Source organism: Acetobacter sacchari (genome assembly GCF_017377715.1).
Classification (GTDB): domain Bacteria; phylum Pseudomonadota; class Alphaproteobacteria; order Acetobacterales; family Acetobacteraceae; genus Acetobacter; species Acetobacter sacchari.
On record NZ_JAFVMF010000014.1, the window covers coordinates 1 to 26,441 of the forward strand.

A 26,441-nucleotide genomic window follows, 5' to 3' on the forward strand; every position below is an offset into this window, starting at 1 on the left:
CGTCCACATCCAGAGCTTGAATCACATCAGACCGATTTTCCAAACAGGCTCTAAGGTTTGCGGCCGAAACCGAACCTTCTGCTTCCCCCATTGCAATGGTAATTAGATAACATATGAAAAACTAGGCCCAGCACCATTCGATTACTACGAATTTCACATTTCAAAACAAGAATTTATCCAGCCGCATCAAGCCGGTTCCACCAACAATCCCTAGACCTGCCGTACGAGTAACGCACCCAAAACGTTTCACCCGGGCATGCCTAGCGGAGCAGTGCGGGACTCCCTGTTTTTTGCTCCACACGCGTTGTACGGAATTTGGGACTGTGTGGCATAATCCCAAGGCGCTCTATTGGAACATTTTTGCCGTGAAAATCGGATACGCGCGCGTCAGCACCAGCGATCAGGACGCGGGCCTTGCTGCGCAGGGGCGGGATCTTCGGGCGGCAGGTTGCGAGAAGGTGCTCGCCGAACGGATCAGTGCCGTGAAGGACAGTCGCCCGCAGCTTGCCACTGCCGTCTCGTTCCTATGCAAATGTGACACCCTCGCGGCCACAAAGCCGGACCGCCTGGCGCGCTCCACAGGAGATCTGCTGGTGCCAGTCGACCGCGAGCGCAAACTCAAGCGCTGAGCGAGAGCCTTGGCGAGGTAGCCATCCAGACGTGTGACGCGCCCCTCAGCGCCTCGCGTCGCAGCCGGATCTCGATCATGTTGAGGATAAGAGCGTGAAACGGTTTCAGCGCCGCCAGACACCCCGTCCTGGCCTGAGGCCAGACGTCGCTAACGTGAGCAGCGAGTGGACGTCACAGCCTGTAAGCGGCGCGGATCAGGCACCGTATGGGATGAGTCCGGAGTGAGCTCGGAAGCTTCTGACAGGGGAAAAGACCGAAAGGTTAATTTCAAAAATTTTCTGAAATAATCTGGCGCACCCGAAAGGACTCGAACCTCTAACCCCCAGATTCGTAGTCTGGTGCTCTATCCAATTGAGCTACGGGTGCGGACGAGGGGCTATGTAGCCGAGAGGATTCGTCTCTGCAACCCCCTATTTCACGCCTCAGACACAAATCTCTCTACGAGACCCTCTTGAACACTCGAAGGAGAAAACTCTCATGGTCTGATTGGAAAGTTCATGATCACCCGCGCACGGCTACATGACCGGGCTAGCGCCAAAATTAGCAACACGGATCAAAATATCGGCGTCTCTGCAAACGTGCGCCGGAAATGTCAGTCTCGCGCTTCATCAACCTGCTCGTTCGAACCTCAGCACGACGAGGCAAACCGCCGGACACGCGAAGCGGGTTCTCCTGCGTCGGTCAGCTTGCCGTATCAGAGAAGGCAAAAAAAAACCGGCTTCAGAAGAAGCCGGTTTTACGCATAATCCGTCTGGAACAAGGCGGATTAGAAGCCTTCGCGCTCGAGACGCTTACGCTCCATCTTGCGGGCGCGACGCACGGCCTCGGCCGCTTCACGCGCACGGCGCTCAGACGGCTTCTCGTAATGGCGACGAAGCTTCATCTCGCGGAAAATACCTTCGCGCTGCATTTTCTTTTTGAGCGCCTTGAGAGCCTGGTCGACATTGTTGTCGCGAACGAGAACCTGCACTGCGTGGTCTACTCCTGATCGAACCTGGTGACCGTGACGGCGCGCCGGATTCTTGCCGATTGGTAAGGACGAAAGCGGCGACCTGAGACGCCCTTACGTCGAAGAGGGCCGCTCCTTAGCACGGACGAACAGGAAAAGACAACTCGATTCCGCTGAACACGTTTTCCTGAACGGCGCATCGGGCTATCGTTCGTGCAGTCTGCAGGGGTGATCTTTGTCTTATGGCGTTACTCAAGATAGCACGCATGGGGCACCCTGTGCTTCTCACAACGGCCCAGATCGTCGACGCGATTGATGATCTCGCCGTGCAGAAGCTTATCGACGATATGGTCGAGACGATGTTCGATGCGGCCGGCGCCGGATTGGCAGCTCCGCAAGTGCATGTTTCCAAAAGAATAATTGTATATCGCACACCACCTGGACGTGTCGAGGAAGAGAGCGATCAGGACGACAGCGTCAAGGTGCTGGTGAATCCGGTGTTAAAGCCTTCAGGCGTCGAAACGACGCTGCGCCTCGAGGGCTGCCTGTCTATTCCGGGCCTGCGCGGCTGGGTGCCGCGCTACACGCGGGTCTTCTATGAGGGATATGATCGGCGGGGCGAACGAATCGCCGGCGAAGTCGGTGGATTTCAGGCGAATGTGCTGCAACACGAGGTCGATCACCTTGATGGCGTTCTGTACCCAATGCGCATGACCGATCTGCGTCTCCTCGGCTTTGACACTGAAGCCGAACGCCATCTCCGGCTCGACCAGATTCAAGGCGACCGTTCGTGATCGGGCTGGCGACGCGCCTCGCCGTCCCCCGAGCGATCGAATGCAGCGAGGAACGCGACTCGGCCCTGAAGGCGTTCGCCAGAGAGGCCGGGCAGGCAGGCTGGTCGATAGCGACCCTTCAGAGAGCGGCCGGCCCCGACGCCGACCTTCTGTTTCCGGGCGGACTACGCGAGGTCACTGAAGCCTGGGGCGATCTGGCGGATCGGTGGATGCTCGCCGCTATGGCGGGGTCAGAAGCAGCGGAACCCCGCCTGAGCCGACGCGTACGACGCGCCGTGCTGGAGCGGTTGGATGCGTTGACGCCTTACAAGGCGGCAGAGCGCCGCGCAGTGGCGTTTCTGACGCGCCCATGCGGGCAGGCCGCAGCTGCGCGGATTGCGATGCGGACAGTGAATGCGATCTGGGAAGCCGCAGGCGACGAAGCCACAGGCTTCACCTGGGCGACAAAGCGCGTGTCTCTGTCGGCCGTATATGGCCCTACGTTCGCAACGTGGCTTGCGAGCGATGATCGAGGAAAAGTCGAGCGCATCCTCGACGCCGGACTTGAACGCACGCGGCGTATTGGCGCCTGTCGGCAAAAACTTTCTACGCGCTTTCGTCCGGGCGTCGGCTGAACCATGGCGATCGAGCAGCGCAAGACATCGACTGACGCTGAGGATGCGCCCGGCGACGGCGTACTTTTTTTACGCGAGCAGCAGCTCAGGCTCGCGCAGGAATTGTTGATCCTTACGGCTCGCGACATGGGCGAGGCCATAGCCCCGGTGCTTGAAGAACTGAAACTTGGCGGCGCGCAGCATAGAGCCCTGCAGATGCTCGCGCTTCACCCCGGAATGACCGTCGGCTCCCTGCAAGACGCCCTGGCGGTCACGAAACAGAGTCTTGCGCGAACGCTGTCGGAATTACAGGATCGGGGGATGGTGACGGCGTGCGCCGGGACGCAGGATCGTCGCTGCCGGTTTCTGGAGTTGACTGCGACAGGAAAAGCCGCCGAAGCACGGCTATTCGGTGTGCAGCGGGAGCGTCTTGTCGCCGCTTATCGTGACGCAGGCGGCCCAGCCGTTGCGGGATTCCGCCATGTGCTCAGAGGGTTGCTGACGCCTGAGAGCAAGGCGCTTCTGGGAGGTTCTCCCCAGACGAGAGAGCCTATGAAAGGAAGATCTCGCGATGGCAAATGAGCAGGCTGGAGACAGGAGCGTCCTCGACGAACGGCCCGCGCCTTTTCAGGTGGCGCGCGACGAAAGCGTGTCGGGCGCCCACGTGCTGGTGGTGGACGACGACCCTCGCCTGCGGCGGCTGTTACAGCGTTATCTGGTTGAACACGGTTTCCGCGTCACCGCCTCGGCGTCGGCGCTTGAGGCGCGGCAGGCGCTGGGGTTCATGCTGCCTGACGCCATCGTGCTCGACGTGACCATGCCGGGGGAAACGGGACTCGAATTGACACGCGCACTGCGGACGCAGGGACTGGACATCCCGATCCTGCTTCTGACGGCGCGTGGCGAACCCGAGGACCGGATCACCGGTCTTGAAGCCGGGGCTGATGACTATCTCGGCAAGCCGTTTGAACCGCGCGAATTGCTGCTGCGCCTGAAAGCGCATCTGCGGCGACTGACGCCCTCGGCGCCTGCGGATAACCTGCGTGTCGTGCGGTTGGGCATGGTCGAATTCGACCCGGCGCGCGGCGTGCTGACGGGCGAAAATGGCCCGGTGCATCTGACTGGCGGCGAGGCCGCACTTCTCGCAGCGCTTTCGCGCCGCCCGAACGAGGTGCTGTCGCGCGAGGAGATCGCCGTTGCCCTGGACATGACGGAAATCGGCGAACGCGCTGTCGACGTGCAGGTGACGAGGCTGCGGCGCAGGATCGAGCCGGACCCGCGAGAGCCACGTTATCTGCACACCATTCGCGGCAAGGGGTATGTTCTGAAGCCGGGCTTCTAGGACGTTTCCACCCACATAGCGTCCGGGTCAGGGGCGAGCATTCGGATACCGACGCCGCCATATCTTTTTACGATCGACGCCCCCGGCCTGCCGGGCTTGTTTGATAGGATGAAAATCAAGGGCTTCCTCTCATGACGGCCCATCGATCAGGCTCCTGCCTTCGGCCCAAAGTATATGCTGTCATGACGATTAAACAGCTCTCGCCCGACGACATTCGGAGCGCCTGAGCGGCCGTCGACCCACTGACGACCGATTCCTATTGGAGGCGACGATTTTCGGCATGTTACGATGGCGCGGCATGTGGAGCGAAGAGCGCGTCGACAGATCGGTACGCCGCGTGCTGCCTCGTTCGTTTCTCGCCCGTTCACTACTGATTCTATTGCTCCCGCTACTGGTGACGCAGGGCATCGCTCTCGAACTTTTCTACGGGAACTACCTGCGCGTCGTCTCGCGCCGCTTTTCGGACAGCGTCGCCTCCGAGATCGCGCTGTCTCTCGATTTGATGGAGCGTTATCACGCACGCGGCGATCGGGCCTGGCTGATCACAACAGCGCGCAATCGCACGCAATTGGCGATGACTTGGCGACCGGGGCAACGATTGACGCGGTTCGGATCGACACACGTTCTCGGGCCCATGGACGATGATCTCGTTCGCGCCATGCAGGAGATCGTCGCCTATCCCTTTTTTATCGACTGGCTGCGCGACGAACATACGGTGTTCATCGATATTCAGGTCCCGGACGGCGTAATCTCGGTGGAGGCGCCGCGCAAACGCCTTGATGTCGGACAAATATGGCTGTTCGTGCTGTGGGCGCTTAGCGGTTCGATTTTGCTATTCGGCATTGCGGCCCTGTTCATGCGGAATCAGGTGCGGGCGATACGTCGGCTGGCGAAAGCCGCCGAACAGTTTGGCCTCGGGCGTGATCCGGGGCCGATTCGCCCTGAAGGAGCGCAGGAAGTGCGCAAGGCCGCAGTGGCGTTCAACCGCATGCAAGATCGCATTCTTCGCTTCGTGTCACAGCGCACCGCCGTGCTTGCCGGAGTGTCGCATGACCTGCGCACCCCACTTACGCGCATGCGGCTATCCTTGGCGATGTTGCCGCATACAGGCTCTCTGGACGCCACCGACCTCCGCGAAGATATCGCAGACATGGTCGCCGACGTCGCAGAAATGGAGCGCATGATCGAAAGCTACCTCTCATTTGCGCGCGGAGAGGGGGCGGAGAATCCCGTCACAATGGATCTGGCCGCGTTACTCGACGATGTGGCCGCATCGGCGCGACGGGCTGGCGTTGCGGTGCATGCTGTGGATTGCAGCCCCGGCATTACGCTGCAGGCGCGCCCGGATGCGATGCGCCGGATGCTCAGCAATCTCGCAGAGAATGCGCGCAGACACGGTGCAGGTGTTTGGCTCTCCGGTCGCGGGGAACGAAACACGGCGGTAATCGAAGTTGACGACGACGGCCCCGGCATACCGGCAGACCGCCGGGAAGATGTGTTCCGCGCGTTCAGCAGCGGTACGGGGGGCGGTGGAACCGGACTCGGCCTCACTATCGTGCGCGATATCGCGCGGGCGCACGGAGGAGACATCCGGCTGGAGAGCAGCCGGATGGGCGGCCTCAATGTAAAGATCACACTTCCACGGTGACTCTGGGATTCTCGTAGTCAGACCCAGAGTCGACAAGTTAAATCTGGATCAAGGCAAGCTGTTGCCGGTGCCGCCGTGACCAGGACCGTTGTTACTGCCCATGGGGCCAGTCGATCCGCCGAAGGTGCTGCCCATGCCAGACATCGGGTTGTAACGTCCGACGTTGCCCAGGATCTGCTGCATGACGTTGATCTTGGTGCCAGGCGTCGGCGTGACTGCGCCAACCATGCCAACCTTCTTGGCGTCCTTCAGATCCAGCGTCCTCAAGGAACGCAGGGTGCCTGCCGGATCGAAATTAAGCACGACGACCTGCTGCTTGGTGATGCGCGGAAAGCTCGCCGGCTCAGGTATGGTCATCATGGATATGTAAATCCATGTATTGTCGTCGAAGGTCGCTTTCGTCGTCGGGGATCCCAACAGATCAATCGCGTCCGCGCGGTTACTGACGCCCGGCTTGAGCTGGGTGTAGTCGTCGGCCTCGATCAGCGAGCCACGCGGCATCGGGGGCGATTGAAAGAACGAGCAGGCCGAAAGCAGGCAGGCGGAGCCGACGAGAACCAGCACCGGAGCCAGCGCGGCGCGGCCGCGGCGCGGTCGGGGGCCAGTCGGAGGGGACAAGGGCGTTTCGCGTGCTGGCATCGAGAGGTCTGCTATCCTTCGCAGGCGCTGCGATCCGATTAACGCCACGTGCCGGGCGTCGATCGGAAATCGCGGGACTTGATTGTCCGGTGCCTGATAGCATGCTTTCTGTCAATCATGTCGGACGGCGACGCCATCAGGCGCCGGGCGCGTTGGGGACTGCAGAATATGGCCGATCATGAATCTCTCGAATTCTCCCGCCCGATCCTGGTGCGGTCGTTGCGTAGCAGCCAGTCGGGCGCTCCACGGGAAGTCTCGATAGAAGCGAATGAAATCGAGAGAAATGCTATGGCCCGGCGCCTCGGGTTGCCTGCGATCGCGAGCTTTTCATGCCGTTACCGATTGAGCGCGGAAGCCCGCGGGCGAGTTCTCGCCGAAGCGACACTCACCACACGTCTGACGCAAATCTGCGTCGTCACGCTGGAGCCGTTCGAGGACGCACTGGTCGAGCGTTTCGCTGTCAGATTCGTTCCGGAGACTGACATGCGCGAGGACGATCTCAGCGACGTCGACTCCATCGACGAGACGCCTTACGCGGGCGACAACATCGACATTGGAGAGGCGGCGACCGAGCAGTTGGGCCTGATTCTCGATCCCTACCCGCGCCGGCCAGGGGTCGAAATTCCGGCGGAATGGCGTGGGGACGAGGGCGGTGCGGTCAAGAGCGACGAGCGAGAGAACGACGGCTCGACGCGTCGTCCCTTCGCGGCGTTGGAGCAGTTGAAGCGTCGTCAAAAATAAATCAGACACGGGGATCCGTAATCGGACAGGCCGTTGGGTTCTTGCGAAACCGCCGCCTGTCTGGTAGAGGCCCCCGCTCAATTGATGTTTTTGTCCGGCTTCGCGCTATGCGGCTCCGGGCTGATTCCAGTTTGGAGGGGCTCGGACCCATGGCTGTACCTAAAAGAAAAACTTCCCCCTCACGTCGCGGCATGCGTCGCAGCCACGAGGCTCTGCGCGTCGAGTCCAGCGCTGAATGCGGAAACTGCGGCGAATTGAAGCGTCCGCACCACATCTGCAGCCACTGCGGACACTACGATGGCCGTGAAGTCATCGCCGCCGGCAAGGCGCTTAAGGTCGCGGTTCGCGCCTGAAAAACGGCCGCCGGGGAGACTATTGTCGCTTTGATGCGGCGGCTGCCAGCTTGGATCGGATTGGCGGAAACCGTTCATGAGCATGACTGATAGCTCCAACGTGCTGTCCGGGACGCCCGAGGAGCCCTACGCACTGGCGATTGACGCCATGGGCGGCGACGGTGGCCCTGAGGTCGTTATCGCGGGTCTCGCGGTGGCGGCCGATCGTCACCCTGGCGCACGGGTTCTTCTGATCGGCGATGAGGCCCGTCTGAAGACGATCCTGCCGAAGCACCCGAAAGCTGCGGCGATCTGCACGATCCGCCATGCCGCCTCCTCAATTGCGATGGACATGAAGCCCACGGCGGCGTTGCGGGTTCGCGACTCGTCGATGCGGCTCTCCATGGACGCGGTTGCGAATGGCGATGCGCGCGGCGTGGTTTCCGCGGGCAACAGCGGGGCCATGCTGGCCCTCGCCAAGATTATCGTCAAAACCCTTCCAGGGATTTCGCGCCCCGCGATGGCGGCGATCAACCCGACCATGAAGGGTGACGCCGTGATGCTGGACCTTGGTGCCAACGTCACGTGCGACTGGCGCAATCTGGTCGAATTCGCTGTCATGGGCTGCGCCTTCGCCAAGGCCGTCCTTGGCCTCCCCGCGCCCACTATCGGGCTCCTCAACGTCGGGTCCGAAGAGCTCAAGGGCGATGAGAAATTGCGGCAGGCGGCGGAAGCTCTGCGTGACAGCCCTCTTGCCTCGCAGTTTTACGGCTTCGTCGAAGGCCACGACATTACGGCGGGCACGACGGACGTCGTCGTGACCGACGGATTTACCGGCAATGTCGCGCTGAAGACCGGCGAAGGGACAATGAAGCTGGCGTCAGGCCTGTTCAAACAGGTTTTCACCAGCAGTCTGCTGGGACGAATCGGGTATCTTTTGGTTCGCCCCTCTCTGGAGCGCATGCGCGACTGGCTCGATCCCCGGCGCTACAACGGGGCCGTGTTCGTCGGCCTGAACGGTGTGGTAGTCAAATCCCACGGAGGCACGGACGCCGAGGGCTTCGCGTCGGCATTCGATGTGGCTATGGATATGGTCACGCATGGCTTCAACGAAAGCATCCGCGAAGGCCTGCTGCATATGCCGTCCCTGACGGGCGGAAAGTCCGCGGCTGGGCAGGAGCGTGAGGACGCGGTGCTGTCAACCTGAAGCGGCGTCGAATCTGCGTTCGTAGCGCGGGGCCGTTTTCGTGCTTTGAGAGTAAATAGATATGACGACTCGCTCCGCTATGGTTGGTTTTGGCGGGTACCTGCCTGAACGCGTAGTGACGAATGACGAGCTGTCCGAGCGGTTCGACACGTCTGATGAGTGGATTCGCGCACGTACTGGCATCCGGCAGCGACACATTGCTGGCGAGCAAGATACGGCGGTCAGCATGGCGACTCGGGCGGCCGAAAGGGCGTTGGAGTTTGCCGGCATCGCGCCCAAGGACGTTGACGCGGTAATCGTGGCTACAGCCACTCCAGACCAGGCCTTTCCATCCACGGCGGTCCGCGTTTTACACCAGCTTGGCGTCGCACACGGCTTCGGGTTCGACGTTTCAGCGGCGTGCTGTGGCTTCATATACGCTCTGTCGTCCGCGGATGCGTTTATCAGATCCGGGCAGGCCCGCACGATTCTGGTCATCGGCAGCGAGGTTTACTCGCGGATTCTCGACTGGTCCGATCGGGGAACCGCAGTACTTTTTGGCGATGGCGCGGGCGCTGTAGTACTGCGCGCGACTGACGGCGACGGATCGACCGGACTGATCGGCACCCACCTGCACGCCGACGGCTCTACGGGCGATCTGCTTTATGTGGATGGCGCCGTTGGACGTCGCGAGCATCCGGGTCACTTGCGCATGAGCGGGCGGGATGTATTTCGTCACGCTGTGGCCAAGCTGTCCTCATCGGTTGACGAGGCTCTTGATGCTGCGGGACTGACCTACGCGGACGTTTCCTGGCTGGTGCCGCACCAGGCCAATATCCGCATTATCGAGGCTGTTGCGCGCAAGCTTCAGATGCCGATCGAACGCGTGGTGGTGACGGTCGAACGTCATGCGAATACCTCCGCGGCGTCGATCCCTCTTGCTCTCGATGAAGCCGTGCGAGATGGGCGGATTCAACGCGGCGATCTCGTTTTGATGGAAGCGCTGGGCGGTGGCCTGACCTGGGGTTCTGCGCTCGCTCGAATGTAGAGCGCTGCACACGTTGCGTGTCCCGATTGACGAGGGATCATGGCGTGTTACCCTCGCTCCATGAGCACTGTTACGCGCGCAAGTTTGGTGGAACAGATTTACACGCAGGTCGGACTGTCGCGAAGCGACTCGACCGCCCTGCTTGAAGCTGTTCTGGAAACGATGGGACAGACGCTTGAGACGGGCGAGACCGTCAAAATCAGCGGCTTTGGAACATTCATGGTGCGCAAAAAGGGGCGTCGCAGCGGGCGCAATCCCAAGACAGGTGTCGAAATCCCAATCCTTCCGCGCTCCGTGATCGTTTTCCGGCCGAGTCAGATACTTCGCGCCAAGGCGAATGGGCAGGAGCTCACAACTGAAACCGATGCGGATCTGGACGAATGACCAGCGCAACGGCTGAATCAGCTGAATTCAGTGAAGACTTGCCGCCGTCTGCGGATCAGGCGCCTGAAGACGGGGACCTGAAAGGGCGAAAAGGACCGCTGGCGTTCAGAACGATCAGCGAGGTCGCCGACGAGTTGAACGTTCCTCAGCATGTGCTGCGCTTCTGGGAGGCGCGCTTTGAACAGGTAAAGCCGCTCAAGCGCGGTGGGGGACGGCGTTACTATCGCCCGGAGGATGTCGAACTCCTCAAGCGCATTTCTACGCTTCTATACGTTCAGGGATACACCATTCGTGGTGTCCAACGCGTTTTGCGCGGACAGGAGAGCGAACACTCCGACGATCCGGTTGTAGTAGCCAGCCAGCCTGATACGTCTCTCACATCCAGTCCTCCGGATCACGATAGGGCTCCGGATAATGAAAGCGCAGTGGCGCCCGCTGATCTGAACTCCATCCCACCCGTTACTGCCCCGCCCCCTCGTATCGACGCCAATCGCCTTCGAGAGGAACTGTCGGAGATATTGGTGGAACTGGAGGCTTTACGCCACTATCTGGGGTAGGCGTTAAATCGCAGCGCCGCAGCTACTGTGCCGAACTCGCGGGCTTGCGGCGTTCTCAACGCCCTGCTAAACAGCCTCACCGATATGACGGGCAGTAGCGCAGCCTGGTAGCGCATCAGTCTGGGGGACTGGGGGTCGTGGGTTCGAATCCCGCCTGCCCGATATCGAGAATCTCTCCCCTACCTATCAAATATTTGGCTGAAATCTGGCCATCACACGGCCGATAATGGTCAGGTCGCGTGCCTCCCCTGCACGCACCCAGGCCACCTGTTCTACAGGCACGTCGAACGACGGGTAACGGGCATTGTCGCTTGTTACTGTGAAGGTTTCTCGGTCCTTGATCGTCAACCTCTTGACGATGAACATACCGTGGAAATTCATCACATATATCGCTTGGGCCAAGGCGTCGGGAGTATAATCCACAAGAAGCGTGTCGCCAGGATTGATAGACGGCTGCATGCTGTCCCCTTGGACGCGGACCAGAAACAAATCCTTTTTCCAAGTCCCGAAAACGCCTGCAAGAAAATGGCGAGGCAATTCGTATTCGTCATACCCTTCCCACTCATCAGGGGTAATGCCCCTTCCAGCCGACGGTTCGGCATGAAAAAATTTCAACGCCACCGAATCGGGTTTCTGCCCCGTCAATTCGAGCCCGTCATTCGTCATCGCTCCATCGCCCGACGCTAGCCACGACAGTGACACCCCGCATGCGCGAGCGAGCGTAACCATCGCATCCGCCTTCATGTCGCGGCCTGCCAGATAATTGCTTAGTGTACTAAAGGGCACCCCAGAACGCTCGGCCACCTTCGTATTGCCGCCGCCGAACCTAATCGCCACCTTCAGGCGATCAGCGCGCGCCGTGATGGTGTCCGATCCGACGGAAAGCTTCGACTCTCTCAACAAACCATCTCCCAAAACATACGGCCGGGACTCTGGCATAATTTTCCACGCGCGAATAGAAAATACCCATACGAGATTTTATTTCCCATTTGGGTATTTTGTGCTACACAAACAGGCACGCAGTTCGAAAGCAGCTTACACGCGCCACATGACGGACTGTGGCGAAGATTGTCGTTTGGTGAATAGTTGGGGACATGTAATACACTCTTAGATACACGACAAACGGGACATGCATTACCTAGTAATGCAAGATAAAATCCAAAATTCGGAAAATATATATGAGCGTCTCTTGTACTCGCGATTACGCGCGCCATCGGCGACTCAATACAGCTTCACGTAACTTGCGTAGAGCAAAGATAAACGGCTGAAAATGCACACGTCAAACATTCCTTTGCGGTTAAGAGTATGGCACGAAAATTTGACGATTCAGAAAGAGAGCGCTGTGTTCTTGCACTTCCAGGCTGTCATGATGAACGATTATCCGTTCGACAAACAGCACGACGTCTTGGCGTAAGCAGAAGTTATATTCATAGATTATCTGTCGAGCTTGGATTATCTCAAGGGGCCATGAAAAACGTCTCGGAACGCCGCAAAGTGCACGGCTGGGAACCCTTGGCTGCAGGAAATTCTATTTCGTGCGGCGCCATCCAAATGAAAAGTTCCGTTTCGAATGGTCAAGACCGTTCGTTGTCTTCGTTTTTTATCCGCAAGGAGTTACAGCCATGAGTAAAATTAGTCGCGGAGACATCATAGCTTTTCGCGAAAAATTCGCGGTAGTTATTTTTGTTCTGACGAATGGTGAACTTATTTGCGCGCCCCTTGAAATTGAGCCCGCATATGATCATCGTGCTTTTATTTTTTTGACGCCAGACATGTTACATCTGGAAGAAGACATTCATTTAGAAACACTGGCTATCCTGTGCGTCTTGGGACGAACTACGCGACACGAAGATATGGCCATTCGCGGAATGATAGAATCGAATGTTCTGGACCAAATCGAATTCATCGCGGCGATGGAAATTCGTGCGCGAAAGGCCGAAGATTTTGGGCACTCAAGCAGCGCCAGCGCGATCGCTCTGCCCGCAGGCGCGCTGATGAGTTCCTCATCGGTCTGGAATGGACGCCGCACCCCCAATCGTCGTCTTGGCGGCTAAATGCGTAAACAGCGCAGATCCATGACGCAGGCCGAGTTTGGCCAATTGTGCGACTGCGTCGCTAAAAATGGAAATACTTCACACTGCATACGTCTCATCGGGTGTTCTTTGGACGATCTTTATCGCTTCCTCAAACACCACGCAGACGAGCGGCCACGCCTCACGCTGGCGCTCTCCGTGTTTCACGATGACTTTATTGCAACTGTAAGAGATTTTGCCATATCGGGCATCCCGGGAATTCGACGCGGAGAAAAAGGGGCAATCATCCTAGGGGATGATGGAGAGCCCGTTATAGACCGCTCTCCCAACCCACAATTGCTGGCAGCCGTTCTCAGAGAAAGTTCCGCCCGTCTCACCCGTTCTGAACAACGTGACCGAGAAAACAGCCTCGCCGCTGGCTCAGAAGATGCGGCGAGTTCGATCATGCAGGCAATCAATTCGGATCCATCGCCTGTGATGCTCGCAGTTGGCAAGAGCTGCGATTAGATGGCCTTCCAACGCGCGCTGACACGCCCTCAAATGACCATTTACAACGCCGGGTGGGACAGCAATTCACGATTCCGGGTCGCTGTCTGTGGACGTCGTTTCGGGAAAACGTATTTAGCTGCCGAGGAGATTCGTCGAGCCTTACGTATCGCGATAACTCGCGGTATACCACCAGAAAACGAAATTTGGTATGGTGCTCCCACCTACAAGCAAGCCAAGAGGATATTTTGGCCCAGATTGAAGCGATTTATTCCTGCCCAATGGCTGCTCATGAGTCCAAACGAAAGCGAACTGACTATACGGTGCAAGCCTTATGGCCACACAGTTCGCATCGTTGGTCTCGACAATTACGACTCGCTCCGAGGGACAGGCCTATTTTTTTTTCTGGGTGACGAGTGGGCGGACGTAGCTGATGCGGTATGGCCAGAAATACTACGTCCCATGCTGGCGACAACGCAAGGACATGCATTGTTTCTTGGCACTCCAAAAGGATATGGGAATTTTTACGACTTCTACATGAAGGGACAACCTGGCGAAACTAAGCACGCAGGTTGGTGGTCCTGCCTTTATACAACCATAGACGGTGGCAACGTCCCTGCTCATGAAATAAACGGAGCTCGCGATACCCTTGATTCTCGGCAGTACCGCCAGGAATACGAAGCTTCGTTCGAGAATTTCTCAGGGCGTTGTCTCTACTCTTTTTCGAGATCCGAATCTGTGAAAAAAGTAGCTCGCGATCCGAACTCAACGCTACATATCGGGCTGGACTTCAACATAAACCCCATGTCGGCGACTGTTTGGCAGGAAAATCTGGATGCTGGCGGGCAAATTATAACGTGCCAGGTGGACGAGTTAGTTCTCTCCACCTCAAACACCTCGGAAATGGGCAACGAAATAAAGCGGCGATATGGACGTTTCGAAAATGATTTTTCTTCTTCGTCGCGCGTAGCTTTATCACATATCACGATATATCCGGACCCAGCCGGTCAGGCGCGTCGAACTTCCTCTGGCGGGCATACCGATATATCTATTCTACGCGATTTCGGCTTCCAAATTTTCATAATGAATCGAGCGCCACCTGTTAGAGACAGGTTAAATTTTACAAATGCGATGTTTCAAAATTCACTCGGGATTCGAAAGGCATTCGTATCTTCGCATTGCTCAAAGAGTATAGAATCCTACGAACGTTACTCATATAAAAGCGGATCGAGCGAACCGGAGAAGACAGGAGGATTCGATCATCTTGTCGACGCCACCGGGTATTATTTCGTTGCACGTTTTGGACGTGATAAATTTTCCACAATTAAAACAAGCATTTTAAATCGGTGATTTTTTATCAAAATAATGTCAATGCTGCGCTTTCTTACAAATAAAACTTCTTGTATCTTACATATTTCAAAGGAGAAGTGATGGATTGGTCTGAATTAAAAAAAGGTATGATGTTCTCAAATCGGTTATCTGCTCGGGCCCGCGAACTTCTTGCGCTTAGTCGTGTTCTGGACGGAACTCTATACGATCACATTCCTCACCCGTTTTTCAAAAGTTGTGGAGCAGACGGATCTTACATCCCCATCAATCGGAGGCGACCATCAGTCCGCACGCATCTGTGTAACGTCGTTGTCGAGGATTCAACATCCCTGCTTTTTAATGCTTCACATTGGCCACTCGTCACCGCCCGTTTCGACGACGGGAGCGACGACCCCGTCCGTGAACAGAAGCTTCATTCAATCATTTTCGATAGCGGTATTCCGTCTTTGATGGAGCAAGCCGCGATTATAGGATCGGTTGGTTCCGTAGCAATATTGGTGCAGGTTGTAGACAACGAACTCGTTATAGAAATAAAAAGAACATGTTATCTCGAACCAACGTTTTCCCTATCAGAACCCAGTCGGCTTGTGATGGTTCGCGAACAATATGTTGTTGATGCGGACTCGCTCAACAGATCGAATATTGGCTACTTCGAACCAGGAAACTACTGGTTTATCCGAGATTTCACCGAAAAGGAGACAATCTGGTACCAACCCGTACCCGTCACAGACGGTGTTCCTGTGGAGGAAAATCTGATCAGGGATCAAGATCGCTCTACGACCCATAGCTTGGGTGTAACGCCGATCATATGGATAAAGAATTTACCCGCAATTGATCCCACAGCTCCCGATGGCAAAAGCACCTTCTCTGCCGGGATCGACGCGATGATAGACGCTGACTATCTACTCTCTCAAACGGTTCGCGGTTTGCGTTACTCGGCGGACCCTACAATGGTACTCTCCGGTGACGAATACCAGATGTCAGGCGGTATTTCCGCGTCGCTCCCAAAGGACCCATCTTACGCGATATCCGTACCAGCGGGCGGCGACGCAAAGCTTCTCGAGATTAACGGTACTGGAGCAACTGCGTCGCTGAGTATGTGGGAAGCGCTTCGCTCCCTGGCGTTGGAAGCCATGCACGGCAACCGTGCGCAAGGCGATCGCGTCAGCGCGGCACAGTCCGGGCGCGCCATGGAGTTAATGTGCCTAGGTTTGACGTGGCTGACCGGCCGTCTTCGACGATCCTACGGCGAATCCGGCTTGCTCTCCCTCCTCAGGTTAATTTGCAAGATTACCGAATCAATACCAGACGTAACAATATCGGGAAAATCTTACGGTCCAATAAATTCCAAGAATTTATCTCTGATATGGCCTCCTTGGTTTGAACCGACTTTTGGAGACATGCAGACTATGGCCCATGCAGTGCAAGCCGCCAGGACCGCAAACGCTGTTTCGATGGACACCGCCGTAAAGATGATGAGACCGGCGACCAGAGTCCCACACATTCATGAGGAACGTGAGAAAATCATGAGCGATCTCGCGGAGCATGATCAACGCTTAAAAGCCCTCAAAGCTGCGGTCGAGAATCGCGATACTTCGGAGATATAAATGAGTTCTGACAAACACAGCTCATCCTTGGGCAACGAAAGCGCCGGTCGTGACGTTTCACAGGGACCTCAGTCAGCTGCCGACAGCGTTGCAAACGCCTTTTCGGGACAGCTTGCGCAGTTGCAGGCCGATCTTGCGGAAGCGCGGGCGCGTTCAGTTGCTCTCGAAGCCGAGCTCACAAATGCTCATGCCGAAGCACAGGCCAGCGCGGACGCTCGCGTAGCAGAAATCTCCCTGATGAAGCGTAACGCCGCAATTCGTGAGGCAGCAATTGGTGTAGGCTTTGTCGACATGGATTGTCTACCGCTTCTCGACACATCGCGAGTTTCCATATCTGAAGACGGGTCAATAGTCGGTGTCGACGACGCGTTTTCCGCTCTGAAATCAAACAAACCGTTTCTATTTTCCTGTAAGGACGGCGAAAACAGAAAGACAAGCGCCGCACGTCCGGCAGTCGCTCCAAGAGAGAGAACCCCGGTCTTTTCCTCGGTCCGCGACATGACCGACGCCGAGTACCGTGCGTCCTTGAAGAGAGTTGCGCCGTCATACGCTCGGCGATCAAATTAAGTAGGGAATATTTAAATTGGCGATTGATAATTTTCCGGCACAATTACAGCCCATCATTCAACAGGGCTATCTGGCGCGCGAATTCACTGCAGGGCTCCAGTCTCGAATTGCCTTTCGCGCAATTGCCGACCGAGAAATTTTTCCCAACCGAATTGGCGAAAGCATTACGAAAACACGCAAGGGCCTCAAGGCCCCAGTGACCACGCCAATGAATCCGTCTCAGAACACCAACTTCGATAACGGATTGACGCCATCAAGCTGGTCTGTCGAACAATACACGCTATCGATTAACCAGTATGGAGACACGATCGACCTCAATGTGGTCAGCGAAGGCGTGGGAATTGCCGATCAATTTCTCGCAAATGCCAATACGAACGGCATCCAGGCTCTCCAGTCTCTTGATCGTATTGCTCGCAATACCTTGTTTGGCGGTGGAATCGGGGGGGTAGGCGGATACATTGGTGGCAACACGCGTGTGACCACCGCCCTCAGCGCTGCAGGCGCCGACGTAGCCGTGGACGATATACGTGGCTTTCTGTCGCTCCTGAACTCCTCTGGACAGGTTGTGTCAGTGGCGCAGTCGTCGGGAATGACCGTAACAATCGGTAGCAACGCGTATACCCTGATCGCCGCCACGGCGGACGCAGTCAACGTCTCGACAGCGCCGTTGGGAAAGTCCGGCATATTGACTTTTTCCACATCAGTAGCCGTCAGCGACGCGGTTGCCGGCAGTCCTGTGGTCGCCTCCACCGCGCCATTGGTGCTTCGCCCAAATAATCGTCTTACGACAGCCCAACTCGTCGCCCCCACCGGCAATTACGGGTCCAGCACGTATGTCCCAGGCGATACTCTCGGCATTCAGACCGTTCTTGCGGCGGTAGCGGCTTTGCGCATGAACAATGTTCCGACAATCGACGGAGCATATCACTGCTACCTCGACGATCAGCAGATGCTTGGATTGTTTAGAGATGGAGATTTCAAATATCTATACAGAGGGGCATACGGCAGTGATACTTATCGCGCCGGATCTGTCGTTGAGTTGCTTGGGGTCCGCTTTATCCCGACCACAGAAGCGCCTCTTCAGGCATCTTTGGGCGCTGGCGTAATCCATCGTGCTATTGTCTGCGGGCAGGGAGCCTTGATCGAAGGCGATTACAATGGCGTTGTCGAAATTCCAGACAGCGATCGCGCCTTGATCGAAAATCTTGACGGGATCATGATGATCACCCGAGAACCACTCGATCGTCTGAAACAGATTATTGCCCAATCATGGTACTGGATCGGCGGTTTTGCGCTTCCCACCGACGCAACCGTAAATCCTTCGATTATTCCCACTGCTACAAACAGCTATTTGAAACGTGGCGTGGTTATCGAAAGCCTCTGATCTAAACGTATTACGGCCGAATTTCATATATTTGGCCGTATTCACATCGGATCTTACTAAAAATTCCTGGTTAAATCGGGATTCGGATTTTAGGGTACAGCCTATGAGCGAAACGTCCAACTCAAATACCCTAACCGACATTGAGCGAGTCAACGTCCGTAGGTACTGCTGGTACCCTGCTTTTGGAAGCGAGAACGTCGGGTTTTCTTCGTGGCGTTTTTTTGATCATTATGGTCAGCTTGAATTTCGGCTCACAAATTTATCCATGTCAGAAATTTCAGTCGTCAGGGGCATGCTTTCCACTTTGGTTATACTCGAAGCCGGGCCTTCTGACGCGGCCAATCAAATAGACACTGACAAAGCTGCAATTTGGACTCGCAACAAAGATGAAGTAAAAGATCGCGTCGATTTGTACAACCAGCAGCGGTTAGAGTTGGTGCAATTTCTAGGCATCCCCCCTGGCCCGGCACGGTCCACATTTTCAGTTCGATTGAACGTTTAATGGATATCTTCCGTCTACAAAAGCGGATAGCTTTAGGGTTTCAGAAAGCGTCTCAGTCATGTGGCGTTCCAACTTTACATTACAGGTCACTCTCTTCACAATCCCCCGTAGACCGGAATCCGATCAACGATTTTTTTTGTATTTTTGACGACGTACCAAATTTTTCCTTCAAAACACCCGCACCATGGGGACACACATTTCGTTATGCAGCGCTAGACAACTCAAGCATATTACCCGGCGATTACCTGGTCACAAATTCGGCACTTACCACGGAAAATTGTTTTCGGGACATTTACTTCGTTTGTCGCTGCGAACCAGCACGCCCACTCTTAGTCACGTTGACGAATACGACGATATCGCTATGGCGCTGCGGCTCGTTCACAAACGAAAACATAGTTGGCCTCAAAGCTCCTCAAGGTCCGGTGCTCAGCGCCGATACTATGATAGCCGAGAACTGGCCAGTTTCCCTCTTAACAAAACATTCTGGAAAGCCACCTCCCGCCAGATTGCCCACCGACGTTCCAGCTCAGGCATACTCACTTTTAATGCCAAACATTCCGACGATCGAGGTAAAAATCGGATTACGAGTTATCGATAACTTCAATTCAAGTTACCATATTTCCGGAATAGAACGCTCTCCATATGGCTTGCGTGTAGATCTCGAAATCGATCAACTATGACAATCACTACCGCTGATATCGAACAATCTCTCGCTGCGAAAATTGCTTCATTCGTGTATCCAAGCGAGTCATCTGGTGAAAGTATCTTTGATTTTGACGTAAAAATTGCCCGTGGATGGCCCCCGGCCGCGGAACTTAACGCAGATTTGACGGCAGCATCTCCACTCGCCTGGATCACGGTTAATCAAAAGTTCGGGATGACTCGTGACAAGACGCGGTATGGGCGAGGATGGACCCCCAGCCGCACTCAAAGTGATATCGGAATAACAGCGAAAACGTCGAACGGAGTATTACAATTCAATGGCGTCGCCACTGCAAGCGGAGTGGCGGGCGCAGTCGTGGATGATGTAGCTTATCCCGTGTATGTATCGGTCGGCGATACGGCAACCCTCGTCGCCCAGAAAATCGGGGCGCAAATTCGGGAGGTCGGCCGCTCTACAATTGCAACCGCAGGCTCGTCCCTATTGAACTCATCCGCGCGAACATTTTATGCGAAAATTTCGAGCAATATTTCCATAGAACGTGAGCTATGTCGCGTCGAAGAGGGATTTTGCATCTCATTATTCGCGCCATCGATTGCGTACCGTGACACGCTGGAGAGTGGTGTGATGACTGCTTTGCTAGCCGGTAGTGAGCTACTTCGTGACGTTGATTCTGGACCACTAAAATTCGTCAAACGTGAAGCAATTGACTTCAGTTTAAATGAGGGCCTATACCGCCTCGATTTGATATGGACATTTGAATACGGTTGGACTGAAACGCAAGCCGTAGCGCCCACTCTATGGCCCGTCGGCGTAGTTAACGACGCATGGGCGTTTGGGGTTTTGGGCACATACACTCCGCCCAAAGCTCCACCAATCGGCGCCATTCGTTTTGACGCATGGTACGATATGACGAACACGATTGATCAACAATGCGCGGTAGCGTTATCCGACGGGCAGTGGGAATATCGCTTGCCGGCAAATGCCTCGATAACGACGGATGGCTCTGTCACATGGCCGACTGCAACTCAGGATTCCATTGATTTGGAAATTACTGCTGCATTGTCGGCCGGACTATCATTTTGGGCATTCGATTCTTATTCACCGTCAAATACATTAAGTTCAGCTCTATCCTTATATCTTTCCAGTAACAAAAGAGGAAATTTACAATTTTGTATGCTCGGCCAATCTTCAAACTGGGGTGACCCCAGCGGGGTCGATGGATATAGCGCAGCGCTGCACCGTGATATCGATCTGATGTCAGACGATTTTTACTTTACTGTGCTCGATGGAAGACCCTTGTATTTAATGCTGGACGCAACCAGCGACCAAATTAGCGAGTTACCCTCTGGAATAAACGGGGCTGTATCTTACATTCGAAGCAAAGTTGGCCATGACACGGGGAAGGAACCTTATATCGTATACCTCTCTGGGGCGGCGCTTCAAGATTACGACAACACCGCCGCCGCAAATTCTGCCGGCGCCGATGCGTCGGGCGCATATTGTACGCCACGGCTGAACGGCGCGACGCAACCGTATTCGTCACTAACCGCTGCCGCAGCGGCGGATTGGAGCGCGCGCGCGGCGTCCGGGTTTCCGATGATGCCTACTGCTATGGTCGGCTGGGACCAACGCCCGCTCATAAAAAATCCGCAGGCATTTTATCCTCTCGATCCGAGTCTTAATGTTGAAGATTATTATGAGACGGCAACCCCCGACGCGCTCGCTGATCATGTGACAACCATGGCGGAGTTTATTCAATCAACTTCGTCCACTACGTGCGGCGCCGGACTTCTCTATGCATGGAATGAATTCGCCGAAGGCGGTTGGATAGCACCAACATATTTAACATCGGGATCAAATGACGAGCGTGTTTCCGCCTTGGGGTCAGCTATACAAAAGTTAGAGCAAGAAACACTTTATCCAGAGCTACCTATCATCACGTAATGTACGAAGTACGCCTGCATATCGTAACCGCACAGAAAGGAAGCGGAATGAATAAGTCCATCGTAGTCACAACGCCATTTGCATCCTATAAGAAAGGACAAGTAATTTCCTCTTCAACTGAAATTTCTAATATTCTTTCATCAAGTCAAGCAGATTATGTACGGCAAATCAACGTCGCCGTCCCTCAGACCGGTTCTATTCCCAAAGAAAAGGCGCCGATTTAATGGCGACGATATCTCAAAGCGGCGAACTAAACACCGCTTCGTTGTCCGTACCTGACCTTTACGTTCAGATTCAAACAGCTGGCGCCACCTCTCTGGCCGGCGTCGGCACAAACACCATAGGTGTCGTTGGAACAGCGTCCTGGGGCCCTGTCAACGCTCCCTGCGTCTTCGGCACCTCTCAGGAGCGTGTCGTCCTGTTCGGTCCTATGCAACAGACATCCTACGACCTTGCTACTCCCGCCTCAGTCGCTATCGTTCAGGGAGCAAGCAGTTTCGTGGGCGTGCGTGTCACAGACGGTACAGATGCCGCGGCGACATACGCTTTGCAATACGACACCACCTCGTCCAGCTATCCAATGATGCTGTCAGCCGCTTACACCGGCTCCGCTGGCAACACCATCAGCGTCGAGTTAACTGCAGGCTCAGCTCCCGGCACCTGGAAGCTGGTTGTCCAAATGCCAAACGCCGTTCCTGAGTCATTCGACAATCTGTCGACGGAAGGGGGCAACGCCAGCTTCTGGGCTACGGTCGTGGCTGCGGTCAATAGTGGCCAGTCAGCGACACGGGGTCCCAGCACTCTTGTTGTCGCCTCATTGGGAACCGGGACAACCGTGTCCCCAGCGATCATTACAGACCAGTATCTTATGAACGGCTCTGATGGAACCTCCGGCGTAACCGCCGAGACATTGATTGGTTCTGATGACCTCAAACGTACCGGAATGTATGCGCTCCGTGGACAACAATGCAGCCTCGGCGTCCTGGCCGGCGTAACAGACGCCACAACATGGTCGACGCAGGCGGCATTCGGCGTTCAGGAGGGGGTATATATGATTAGTTCTGGTCCTTCAGGCGACACAATCAATAGCGCCGTGTCCACGCGGACCTCCGCCGGCGTCGACTCCTATGCGCTAAAAGTTATGTTTGGTGATTGGCTGTACTGGTATGACACTGAAAATGCAGTTACACGCCTGGTTCCCGCTCAGGGCTTCGTCGCCGGATGTCTATCTTGCCTTTCGCCGCAGCTTCCGAGCCTGAACAAACAAATTTACGGCGTGATTGGCAGTCAGAAGTCCGGACTTTCAAGCACAGGACAAGTAACAACCTACTCCTCCGCCGAGCTGACTTCTTTGTTTCAGAACGGGTTAGATGTTGTCTGCAACCCCGCGCCTGGTGGTAGTTACTGGTGTGTGCGGGGTGGTTTCAATGTGTCGAGCAACGCAGAAATTGACGGAGATGAATATACACGTGTTACAAATTTCATCGCCGGCACAGTGGCATCCGGGATGGGCGTGTATGTTGGTCAGCCAATTTCACAGACCTTATTTTCAAACATTGATGCAACACTTACGGGATTTCTCTCCGACCTTCAAAGTCAGGGCATTATTGGAACCGCGTCTGGCAGTGCTGCGTACTCCGTGACATGCTCGGCAAAGAATAATCCGCAATCGAGAATCGCTCTCGGTTATCTTCAGGCTGACGTTAGCGTAACATATTTCGGAATCAACAGAAAATTTATTCTTAATATAAACGGAGGCGCTGACGTTACTGTCACCGCAAATACATGAGCACTCCCTACACAATCGGCCGTCAAGGATCAATCGTTCTCATCTGGAATGGCGAGCGTATCGATCTGCAGGATGTCGTGAATTTTTCTGTTCAACAGGAAAGTCGTCGACAGCGAACGAATCCTCTTAACAAACCTCCGGTAGAATTCAGCACTCCAGCCGGGTGGCGCGGTTCATTTACCATAGACCGCGGAAATTCGGCCCTTGATAAACTATTCGACTCGGATGAACTTGCTTACTGGAACGCCAATTCGATTTCATCCGGCGTTCTTTACTGCTACATTCAAGAGTCGGATGGAACAACATCGAAATATGAGTATAGCGGACTTGCATTGACGTTTACTAACGCTGGCTCCTTTCAAGCGGAAAATATAGTGACGCAGACAGTGACCTTTTTTGCAAGCCAACGACGTGAGATTTAACCGTGCCTATTCACCATAAAGAACCCGTCATACTCACGACCGCCAGCGGAAGAAAGCTGGAGTATAGGGAGTTAAATCCAGGAGAAATTCTGGACCTTTTGCTCGCATGCGGTGACGGATCGCAAAATCAAGCGTACATAAACGTAGTCCAAACATGGTGCTCAATTCGCGCAATCGAAGGGATTCCCATTCCGTTTCCCCGCAATCATGCAACGATCCGAGACCTCGCTAATCAGATCGGGAGCGACGGGCTCGACGCATTGCACAGTCACATTGACTCTCTCGAATCAACATCTGATTTGAAAGTAAAAACCGAAATAAAAAACTAACATACTCTCCGTCCTTGTCCACACTCATGGGTTTGTTACGTGCCAACGTCCCCTATGACGTGATCTGCGGTTGGGATCCACGATTGCGTGCCGCCGCGTTAGTGGTTGCAGGTCAACTGGACGGAGGGGTTTATAATTGGGAAAGCGGCACATGGACAAATTGTTTAGATAATTATTTCTTTTTTTCATATAAATTTGTACAGCACTATAAAGGTTTACGTTATATATTAATATTTATCATTGAGTTGAGAACAATATTTGTTTCTATGATCAAATATTGTTATCTTGATGATAATTCAATTTGTATCAACGTTATAGATCACGAGGTCTAAGCCGTGTCTTCAACCGAGTTTTCCAGGCCTCGCATCCTTGGCTCCAGTTTGAAAAATAAAACAAATATTTTCATTCCATCTCGCAATATTATTCTAAAAACGTTACAGAAAATCATACGAAAACAACCAAGCAGTAAATTTAATTTTTTATATTACGCGAAGATCCGAAAGCTTTCTGTTGACCCTAGGGCGAAAATTGGAACAAGACATCAAAAGCAAGGTCGCGATGAAAATCCTATACACATCTCATTTCAAAAACCTGAAATTGCTATAAATAGGACAATAAAACCTTCCACACTTTATTTACTTACAAAAAATAATTTTGAAAAAAAATTAAATTTAAAAACATCATTCCGCATAAAACTTCGCACAAAGAGACTGAACAGAAGAACGACTACCTGGAAGAATCCGGAAATTATAAAAAATTCAAAATCAATAATTTAACAAGTCCCAACGCCAATCCTTCGGGCCCAGGAGTCCCTTGTGCAGTAAACTCTCTGCATTCAAAAAAATATATCGCAAACAACCTGAGTAAAATAAATAAACCAAAAAAAATTATGGTAAAAATAATATAATTTTAAATAACTCTTTGAATTCGTCGATAAACAGCGACTTTTTAACCAATTATAACAATCTTTTTTGGGCCGTAAAATCGAATCGATCCAAAAAATCTCAGTGTTTTGTTTCGAAAAACAAAACGAACATTAACTATTCAATATCTAGAAAACATTCGCGCCACCCGTCGTTTATACTACCTTTCGAAGATAACGTTCCAACAATAAAGAACACACGTTCACTTACAAACCTTTTCCACAAACAATCCGCAGCAGCGGATCATGAATTCAAGAAATATCGATTCCAAAAAGAAAGTTTGAAAAAAATCATTGCAGATGAACCAAGGAATTCTACTTTTTTTTCCCCACTTCCATCAACAAATTACGCACGGTACGAAATCAATTCACTCCGACTCCGTATCGAACTTTCACCAACGCTCCATCTCAATTGCAAACATCACGTGACGCAGAACAGAAAAATTTTGAAGTTTTTCAAAACTCTTCTGGTAAATTTAATACAAGCGAATCTCATTCACCACGATATACACATGTTGAACGTTCGATTTTTGCAGATCAGAAATCTTCAGCGACCTACCAACCGAGTATAAGTGAATTTGCTGATGCCGTGACCCTTCATCTGGTGAATGAACTATCGGCCGCACCAACGCATTCCACACTGTCATGGCCACAAGCAGCACCTAGCTATCCAGGATGGCATACATGACGAGTTTACTAAGAACATCCTCTGCTATCGCATCCCTTTCAAGCGCGCGCGCGTTTTCTCTCGGTTCTTTTATTTTTCTCGACACTGAGGTTCCCTCTTTTTTACCTTGGGGAGGAATTCAGAGTGCCTCAGTTTCATGGGCTCCGGGAGGAGCCAAGACGATATCACAAGAAGGATATTTCGACGCCCCTCTGGAGTGGAGCGGCCTTTTCCGTGGGTCTAACGCCGTGACGCGCGCCCAGGCTCTTGAAACTATGGCTCGCGTGGGTAACGTGCTTTCGTTTGTCGGCGCCGCGTTGTCGAGACAGGTAATCATTACGTCGTTTCAGGCAATATACACAGAAAATGGAAATGTTGTTCCTTACAACATAAGGTGTGAGGTTGTACCCACCAGGCCAAACCCGCTTAACGGCACAAAATCCGCACTGGCCAACCTCATCGGCTCCGACGGAGCGACGGCAGTGTCAACACTCTCCACCGCGATGAGTTCCCTCGCTTCATATGCCGCAGGGATAACGTCGGCGGCGGGCGTCTACGCTGGCCAAATAACTCCTCTAGCCAGCCTTTTTGGAACGGGGAATTCTATGACAGCATTATACGCTCAGCTAACCGGCGCAGCAACAGTCGCGGGAGGTCTTTCGTCTACGAGTTCCACGTCGTCTCTCAACGGCGCCGGAGAGCAGTTGAGTGCTCTGAGCTCATCTTTGTATTCCATGATGGGTCTATCAGGGCAGGAGCTTTCCTCTATTGCAGAAAGTTCGGGACCGGATGTCGTCGGCAGCATGAGCGCCCTATCGGCTGCAGTAGGACATTCCGGTATCTTGGCGTCTGTCGCCTCTGCCAACGCTTACGTCACTCGCGCAACGGCAAATGTAAACATTGCAACTGGCGCATCAAATTTGACGATAAAATCCTGACTATGGCGAATATTC

At 54.2% G+C, this 26,441-nt stretch carries 26 protein-coding genes, 2 tRNA genes and 1 pseudogene; 25 read left to right on the forward strand and 4 right to left on the reverse strand.

What is annotated here, in order from left to right:
• Positions 1 to 365 precede the first annotated feature (365 nt).
• A pseudogene (locus tag J2D73_RS13175) lies at positions 366 to 605 on the forward strand (recombinase family protein); the annotation flags it as partial.
• Positions 606 to 919: 314 nt separating this feature from the next.
• Here the strand turns inward: J2D73_RS13175 and J2D73_RS13180 are convergent.
• Positions 920 to 996, reverse strand: a tRNA-Arg gene (locus J2D73_RS13180).
• 400 nt (positions 997 to 1,396) lie between these two features.
• The gene (rpsU, locus tag J2D73_RS13185; RefSeq protein WP_084440514.1) at positions 1,397 to 1,600 is read right to left on the reverse strand and encodes a 30S ribosomal protein S21; all 204 of its coding nucleotides are present in this window, start codon (positions 1,598 to 1,600) and stop codon (positions 1,397 to 1,399) included.
• 221 nt (positions 1,601 to 1,821) lie between these two features.
• On the opposite strand from rpsU, the gene def reads away from it, so the two are divergent.
• From def to J2D73_RS13210, 5 genes are all read left to right on the forward strand, one after another.
• The gene (def, locus tag J2D73_RS13190; RefSeq protein ID WP_207882000.1) at positions 1,822 to 2,373 is read left to right on the forward strand and encodes a peptide deformylase; all 552 of its coding nucleotides are present in this window, start codon (positions 1,822 to 1,824) and stop codon (positions 2,371 to 2,373) included.
• The gene (locus tag J2D73_RS13195; RefSeq protein WP_207882001.1) at positions 2,370 to 2,987 is read left to right on the forward strand and encodes a hypothetical protein; all 618 of its coding nucleotides are present in this window, start codon (positions 2,370 to 2,372) and stop codon (positions 2,985 to 2,987) included. Before def ends, J2D73_RS13195 begins: the two co-directional genes overlap by 4 nt.
• 3 nt (positions 2,988 to 2,990) lie before the next feature.
• Positions 2,991 to 3,548 (forward strand): MarR family winged helix-turn-helix transcriptional regulator, encoded by a 558-nt coding sequence (locus tag J2D73_RS13200; protein WP_207882002.1) that lies wholly within the window; start codon positions 2,991 to 2,993, stop codon positions 3,546 to 3,548.
• Positions 3,538 to 4,308, forward strand: a complete 771-nt coding sequence (locus J2D73_RS13205) for a response regulator (RefSeq protein ID WP_207882003.1) — start codon at positions 3,538 to 3,540, stop codon at positions 4,306 to 4,308. Before J2D73_RS13200 ends, J2D73_RS13205 begins: the two co-directional genes overlap by 11 nt.
• Positions 4,309 to 4,588: 280 nt before the next feature.
• A complete protein-coding gene (locus tag J2D73_RS13210) occupies positions 4,589 to 5,956 on the forward strand; it encodes an ATP-binding protein (protein WP_207882004.1) in 1,368 nt (455 codons plus the stop codon).
• Between the two features lie 48 nt (positions 5,957 to 6,004).
• Here the strand turns inward: J2D73_RS13210 and J2D73_RS13215 are convergent, their stop codons facing one another.
• On the reverse strand, positions 6,005 to 6,595 hold the full coding sequence (locus J2D73_RS13215) for an outer membrane protein assembly factor BamE (protein ID WP_207882005.1): 591 nt from the start codon (positions 6,593 to 6,595) through the stop codon (positions 6,005 to 6,007).
• A 168-nt stretch (positions 6,596 to 6,763) separates the two neighbouring features.
• Here J2D73_RS13215 and J2D73_RS13220 point away from each other — a divergent pair, with 168 nt between their 5' ends.
• The 7 genes from J2D73_RS13220 (at position 6,764) to J2D73_RS13250 (ending at position 11,005) form a co-directional block, all read left to right on the forward strand.
• Positions 6,764 to 7,336 (forward strand): DUF177 domain-containing protein, encoded by a 573-nt coding sequence (locus J2D73_RS13220; RefSeq protein WP_207882006.1) that lies wholly within the window; start codon positions 6,764 to 6,766, stop codon positions 7,334 to 7,336.
• Between the two features lie 149 nt (positions 7,337 to 7,485).
• The gene (rpmF, locus tag J2D73_RS13225; RefSeq protein WP_084440511.1) at positions 7,486 to 7,689 is read left to right on the forward strand and encodes a 50S ribosomal protein L32; all 204 of its coding nucleotides are present in this window, start codon (positions 7,486 to 7,488) and stop codon (positions 7,687 to 7,689) included.
• A gap of 76 nt (positions 7,690 to 7,765) precedes the next feature.
• Positions 7,766 to 8,875: a phosphate acyltransferase PlsX gene (gene plsX, locus J2D73_RS13230; protein ID WP_207882007.1), complete on the forward strand. Its 1,110-nt coding sequence runs from the start codon at positions 7,766 to 7,768 to the stop codon at positions 8,873 to 8,875.
• A 61-nt stretch (positions 8,876 to 8,936) separates the two neighbouring features.
• A complete protein-coding gene (locus J2D73_RS13235; protein WP_207882008.1) occupies positions 8,937 to 9,902 on the forward strand; it encodes a beta-ketoacyl-ACP synthase III in 966 nt (321 codons plus the stop codon).
• Positions 9,903 to 9,962: 60 nt separating this feature from the next.
• The gene (locus J2D73_RS13240) at positions 9,963 to 10,286 is read left to right on the forward strand and encodes an integration host factor subunit alpha (protein ID WP_086643132.1); all 324 of its coding nucleotides are present in this window, start codon (positions 9,963 to 9,965) and stop codon (positions 10,284 to 10,286) included.
• Positions 10,283 to 10,843, forward strand: coding sequence for a MerR family transcriptional regulator (locus J2D73_RS13245; RefSeq protein ID WP_207882009.1), 561 nt, complete (start codon positions 10,283 to 10,285; stop codon positions 10,841 to 10,843). The genes J2D73_RS13240 and J2D73_RS13245 overlap by 4 nt, the downstream gene beginning before the upstream one ends.
• An 88-nt stretch (positions 10,844 to 10,931) precedes the next feature.
• Positions 10,932 to 11,005, forward strand: a tRNA-Pro gene (locus J2D73_RS13250).
• A 24-nt stretch (positions 11,006 to 11,029) separates the two neighbouring features.
• Here J2D73_RS13250 and J2D73_RS13255 read toward each other — a convergent pair.
• Complete coding sequence (locus tag J2D73_RS13255) at positions 11,030 to 11,782, reverse strand: LexA family transcriptional regulator (RefSeq protein ID WP_243429939.1); 753 nt, start codon at positions 11,780 to 11,782, stop codon at positions 11,030 to 11,032.
• Positions 11,783 to 12,465: 683 nt separating this feature from the next.
• Between J2D73_RS13255 and J2D73_RS13260 the strand changes: the two genes are divergently transcribed.
• The 12 genes from J2D73_RS13260 to J2D73_RS13315 all read left to right on the forward strand — a co-directional run bounded on the left by J2D73_RS13260 (position 12,466) and on the right by J2D73_RS13315 (position 26,426).
• Positions 12,466 to 12,897 (forward strand): hypothetical protein, encoded by a 432-nt coding sequence (locus J2D73_RS13260; RefSeq protein ID WP_207882010.1) that lies wholly within the window; start codon positions 12,466 to 12,468, stop codon positions 12,895 to 12,897.
• A 21-nt stretch (positions 12,898 to 12,918) separates the two neighbouring features.
• Positions 12,919 to 13,383 carry a hypothetical protein gene (locus J2D73_RS13265; RefSeq protein ID WP_207882011.1) on the forward strand — a complete coding sequence of 155 codons (465 nt, stop codon included), beginning with the start codon at positions 12,919 to 12,921 and terminating at the stop codon, positions 13,381 to 13,383.
• A complete protein-coding gene (locus J2D73_RS13270; protein WP_207882012.1) occupies positions 13,384 to 14,712 on the forward strand; it encodes a hypothetical protein in 1,329 nt (442 codons plus the stop codon). It abuts the gene before it with no gap.
• A gap of 80 nt (positions 14,713 to 14,792) precedes the next feature.
• On the forward strand, positions 14,793 to 16,298 hold the full coding sequence (locus J2D73_RS13275; protein WP_243429940.1) for a phage portal protein: 1,506 nt from the start codon (positions 14,793 to 14,795) through the stop codon (positions 16,296 to 16,298).
• Positions 16,299 to 16,865 carry a phage scaffolding protein gene (locus tag J2D73_RS13280; RefSeq protein WP_207882013.1) on the forward strand — a complete coding sequence of 189 codons (567 nt, stop codon included), beginning with the start codon at positions 16,299 to 16,301 and terminating at the stop codon, positions 16,863 to 16,865.
• A gap of 16 nt (positions 16,866 to 16,881) precedes the next feature.
• Positions 16,882 to 18,249, forward strand: coding sequence for a DUF4043 domain-containing protein (locus tag J2D73_RS13285; protein ID WP_207882014.1), 1,368 nt, complete (start codon positions 16,882 to 16,884; stop codon positions 18,247 to 18,249).
• 103 nt (positions 18,250 to 18,352) lie between these two features.
• Positions 18,353 to 18,751, forward strand: coding sequence for a hypothetical protein (locus J2D73_RS13290; RefSeq protein ID WP_207882015.1), 399 nt, complete (start codon positions 18,353 to 18,355; stop codon positions 18,749 to 18,751).
• A 676-nt stretch (positions 18,752 to 19,427) separates the two neighbouring features.
• Positions 19,428 to 21,359: a hypothetical protein gene (locus J2D73_RS13295; protein ID WP_207882016.1), complete on the forward strand. Its 1,932-nt coding sequence runs from the start codon at positions 19,428 to 19,430 to the stop codon at positions 21,357 to 21,359.
• Positions 21,360 to 21,582: 223 nt separating this feature from the next.
• Positions 21,583 to 23,148 carry a phage tail sheath protein gene (locus J2D73_RS13300; protein ID WP_207882017.1) on the forward strand — a complete coding sequence of 522 codons (1,566 nt, stop codon included), beginning with the start codon at positions 21,583 to 21,585 and terminating at the stop codon, positions 23,146 to 23,148.
• Positions 23,145 to 23,570: a hypothetical protein gene (locus J2D73_RS13305; protein ID WP_086643141.1), complete on the forward strand. Its 426-nt coding sequence runs from the start codon at positions 23,145 to 23,147 to the stop codon at positions 23,568 to 23,570. Before J2D73_RS13300 ends, J2D73_RS13305 begins: the two co-directional genes overlap by 4 nt.
• Positions 23,571 to 24,234: 664 nt before the next feature.
• On the forward strand, positions 24,235 to 24,675 hold the full coding sequence (locus tag J2D73_RS13310; protein WP_207882018.1) for a hypothetical protein: 441 nt from the start codon (positions 24,235 to 24,237) through the stop codon (positions 24,673 to 24,675).
• Between the two features lie 830 nt (positions 24,676 to 25,505).
• On the forward strand, positions 25,506 to 26,426 hold the full coding sequence (locus J2D73_RS13315) for a hypothetical protein (protein WP_207882019.1): 921 nt from the start codon (positions 25,506 to 25,508) through the stop codon (positions 26,424 to 26,426).
• Positions 26,427 to 26,441: the final 15 nt, after the last annotated feature.

What these genes read in the sequence shown, in the direction of transcription:
- J2D73_RS13240 (WP_086643132.1), top strand. Translation starts at nt 9,963, where the DNA reads ATGAGCACTGTTACGCGCGCAAGTTTGGTGGAACAGATTTACACGCAG.
- J2D73_RS13210 (WP_207882004.1), top strand. Translation starts at nt 4,589, where the DNA reads ATGTTACGATGGCGCGGCATGTGGAGCGAAGAGCGCGTCGACAGATCG.
- J2D73_RS13255 (WP_243429939.1), bottom strand. Translation starts at nt 11,782, where the DNA reads ATGCCAGAGTCCCGGCCGTATGTTTTGGGAGATGGTTTGTTGAGAGAG.
- J2D73_RS13200 (WP_207882002.1), top strand. Translation starts at nt 2,991, where the DNA reads ATGGCGATCGAGCAGCGCAAGACATCGACTGACGCTGAGGATGCGCCC.
- J2D73_RS13295 (WP_207882016.1), top strand. Translation starts at nt 19,428, where the DNA reads ATGACAATCACTACCGCTGATATCGAACAATCTCTCGCTGCGAAAATT.
- rpmF (WP_084440511.1), top strand. Translation starts at nt 7,486, where the DNA reads ATGGCTGTACCTAAAAGAAAAACTTCCCCCTCACGTCGCGGCATGCGT.
- J2D73_RS13235 (WP_207882008.1), top strand. Translation starts at nt 8,937, where the DNA reads ATGACGACTCGCTCCGCTATGGTTGGTTTTGGCGGGTACCTGCCTGAA.
- J2D73_RS13300 (WP_207882017.1), top strand. Translation starts at nt 21,583, where the DNA reads ATGGCGACGATATCTCAAAGCGGCGAACTAAACACCGCTTCGTTGTCC.
- J2D73_RS13265 (WP_207882011.1), top strand. Translation starts at nt 12,919, where the DNA reads ATGACGCAGGCCGAGTTTGGCCAATTGTGCGACTGCGTCGCTAAAAAT.
- J2D73_RS13205 (WP_207882003.1), top strand. Translation starts at nt 3,538, where the DNA reads ATGGCAAATGAGCAGGCTGGAGACAGGAGCGTCCTCGACGAACGGCCC.
- J2D73_RS13215 (WP_207882005.1), bottom strand. Translation starts at nt 6,595, where the DNA reads ATGCCAGCACGCGAAACGCCCTTGTCCCCTCCGACTGGCCCCCGACCG.
- J2D73_RS13290 (WP_207882015.1), top strand. Translation starts at nt 18,353, where the DNA reads ATGAGCGAAACGTCCAACTCAAATACCCTAACCGACATTGAGCGAGTC.
- J2D73_RS13245 (WP_207882009.1), top strand. Translation starts at nt 10,283, where the DNA reads ATGACCAGCGCAACGGCTGAATCAGCTGAATTCAGTGAAGACTTGCCG.
- def (WP_207882000.1), top strand. Translation starts at nt 1,822, where the DNA reads ATGGCGTTACTCAAGATAGCACGCATGGGGCACCCTGTGCTTCTCACA.
- J2D73_RS13220 (WP_207882006.1), top strand. Translation starts at nt 6,764, where the DNA reads ATGGCCGATCATGAATCTCTCGAATTCTCCCGCCCGATCCTGGTGCGG.
- J2D73_RS13270 (WP_207882012.1), top strand. Translation starts at nt 13,384, where the DNA reads ATGGCCTTCCAACGCGCGCTGACACGCCCTCAAATGACCATTTACAAC.
- J2D73_RS13280 (WP_207882013.1), top strand. Translation starts at nt 16,299, where the DNA reads ATGAGTTCTGACAAACACAGCTCATCCTTGGGCAACGAAAGCGCCGGT.
- J2D73_RS13260 (WP_207882010.1), top strand. Translation starts at nt 12,466, where the DNA reads ATGAGTAAAATTAGTCGCGGAGACATCATAGCTTTTCGCGAAAAATTC.
- J2D73_RS13275 (WP_243429940.1), top strand. Translation starts at nt 14,793, where the DNA reads ATGGATTGGTCTGAATTAAAAAAAGGTATGATGTTCTCAAATCGGTTA.
- J2D73_RS13315 (WP_207882019.1), top strand. Translation starts at nt 25,506, where the DNA reads ATGACGAGTTTACTAAGAACATCCTCTGCTATCGCATCCCTTTCAAGC.
- J2D73_RS13305 (WP_086643141.1), top strand. Translation starts at nt 23,145, where the DNA reads ATGAGCACTCCCTACACAATCGGCCGTCAAGGATCAATCGTTCTCATC.
- plsX (WP_207882007.1), top strand. Translation starts at nt 7,766, where the DNA reads ATGAGCATGACTGATAGCTCCAACGTGCTGTCCGGGACGCCCGAGGAG.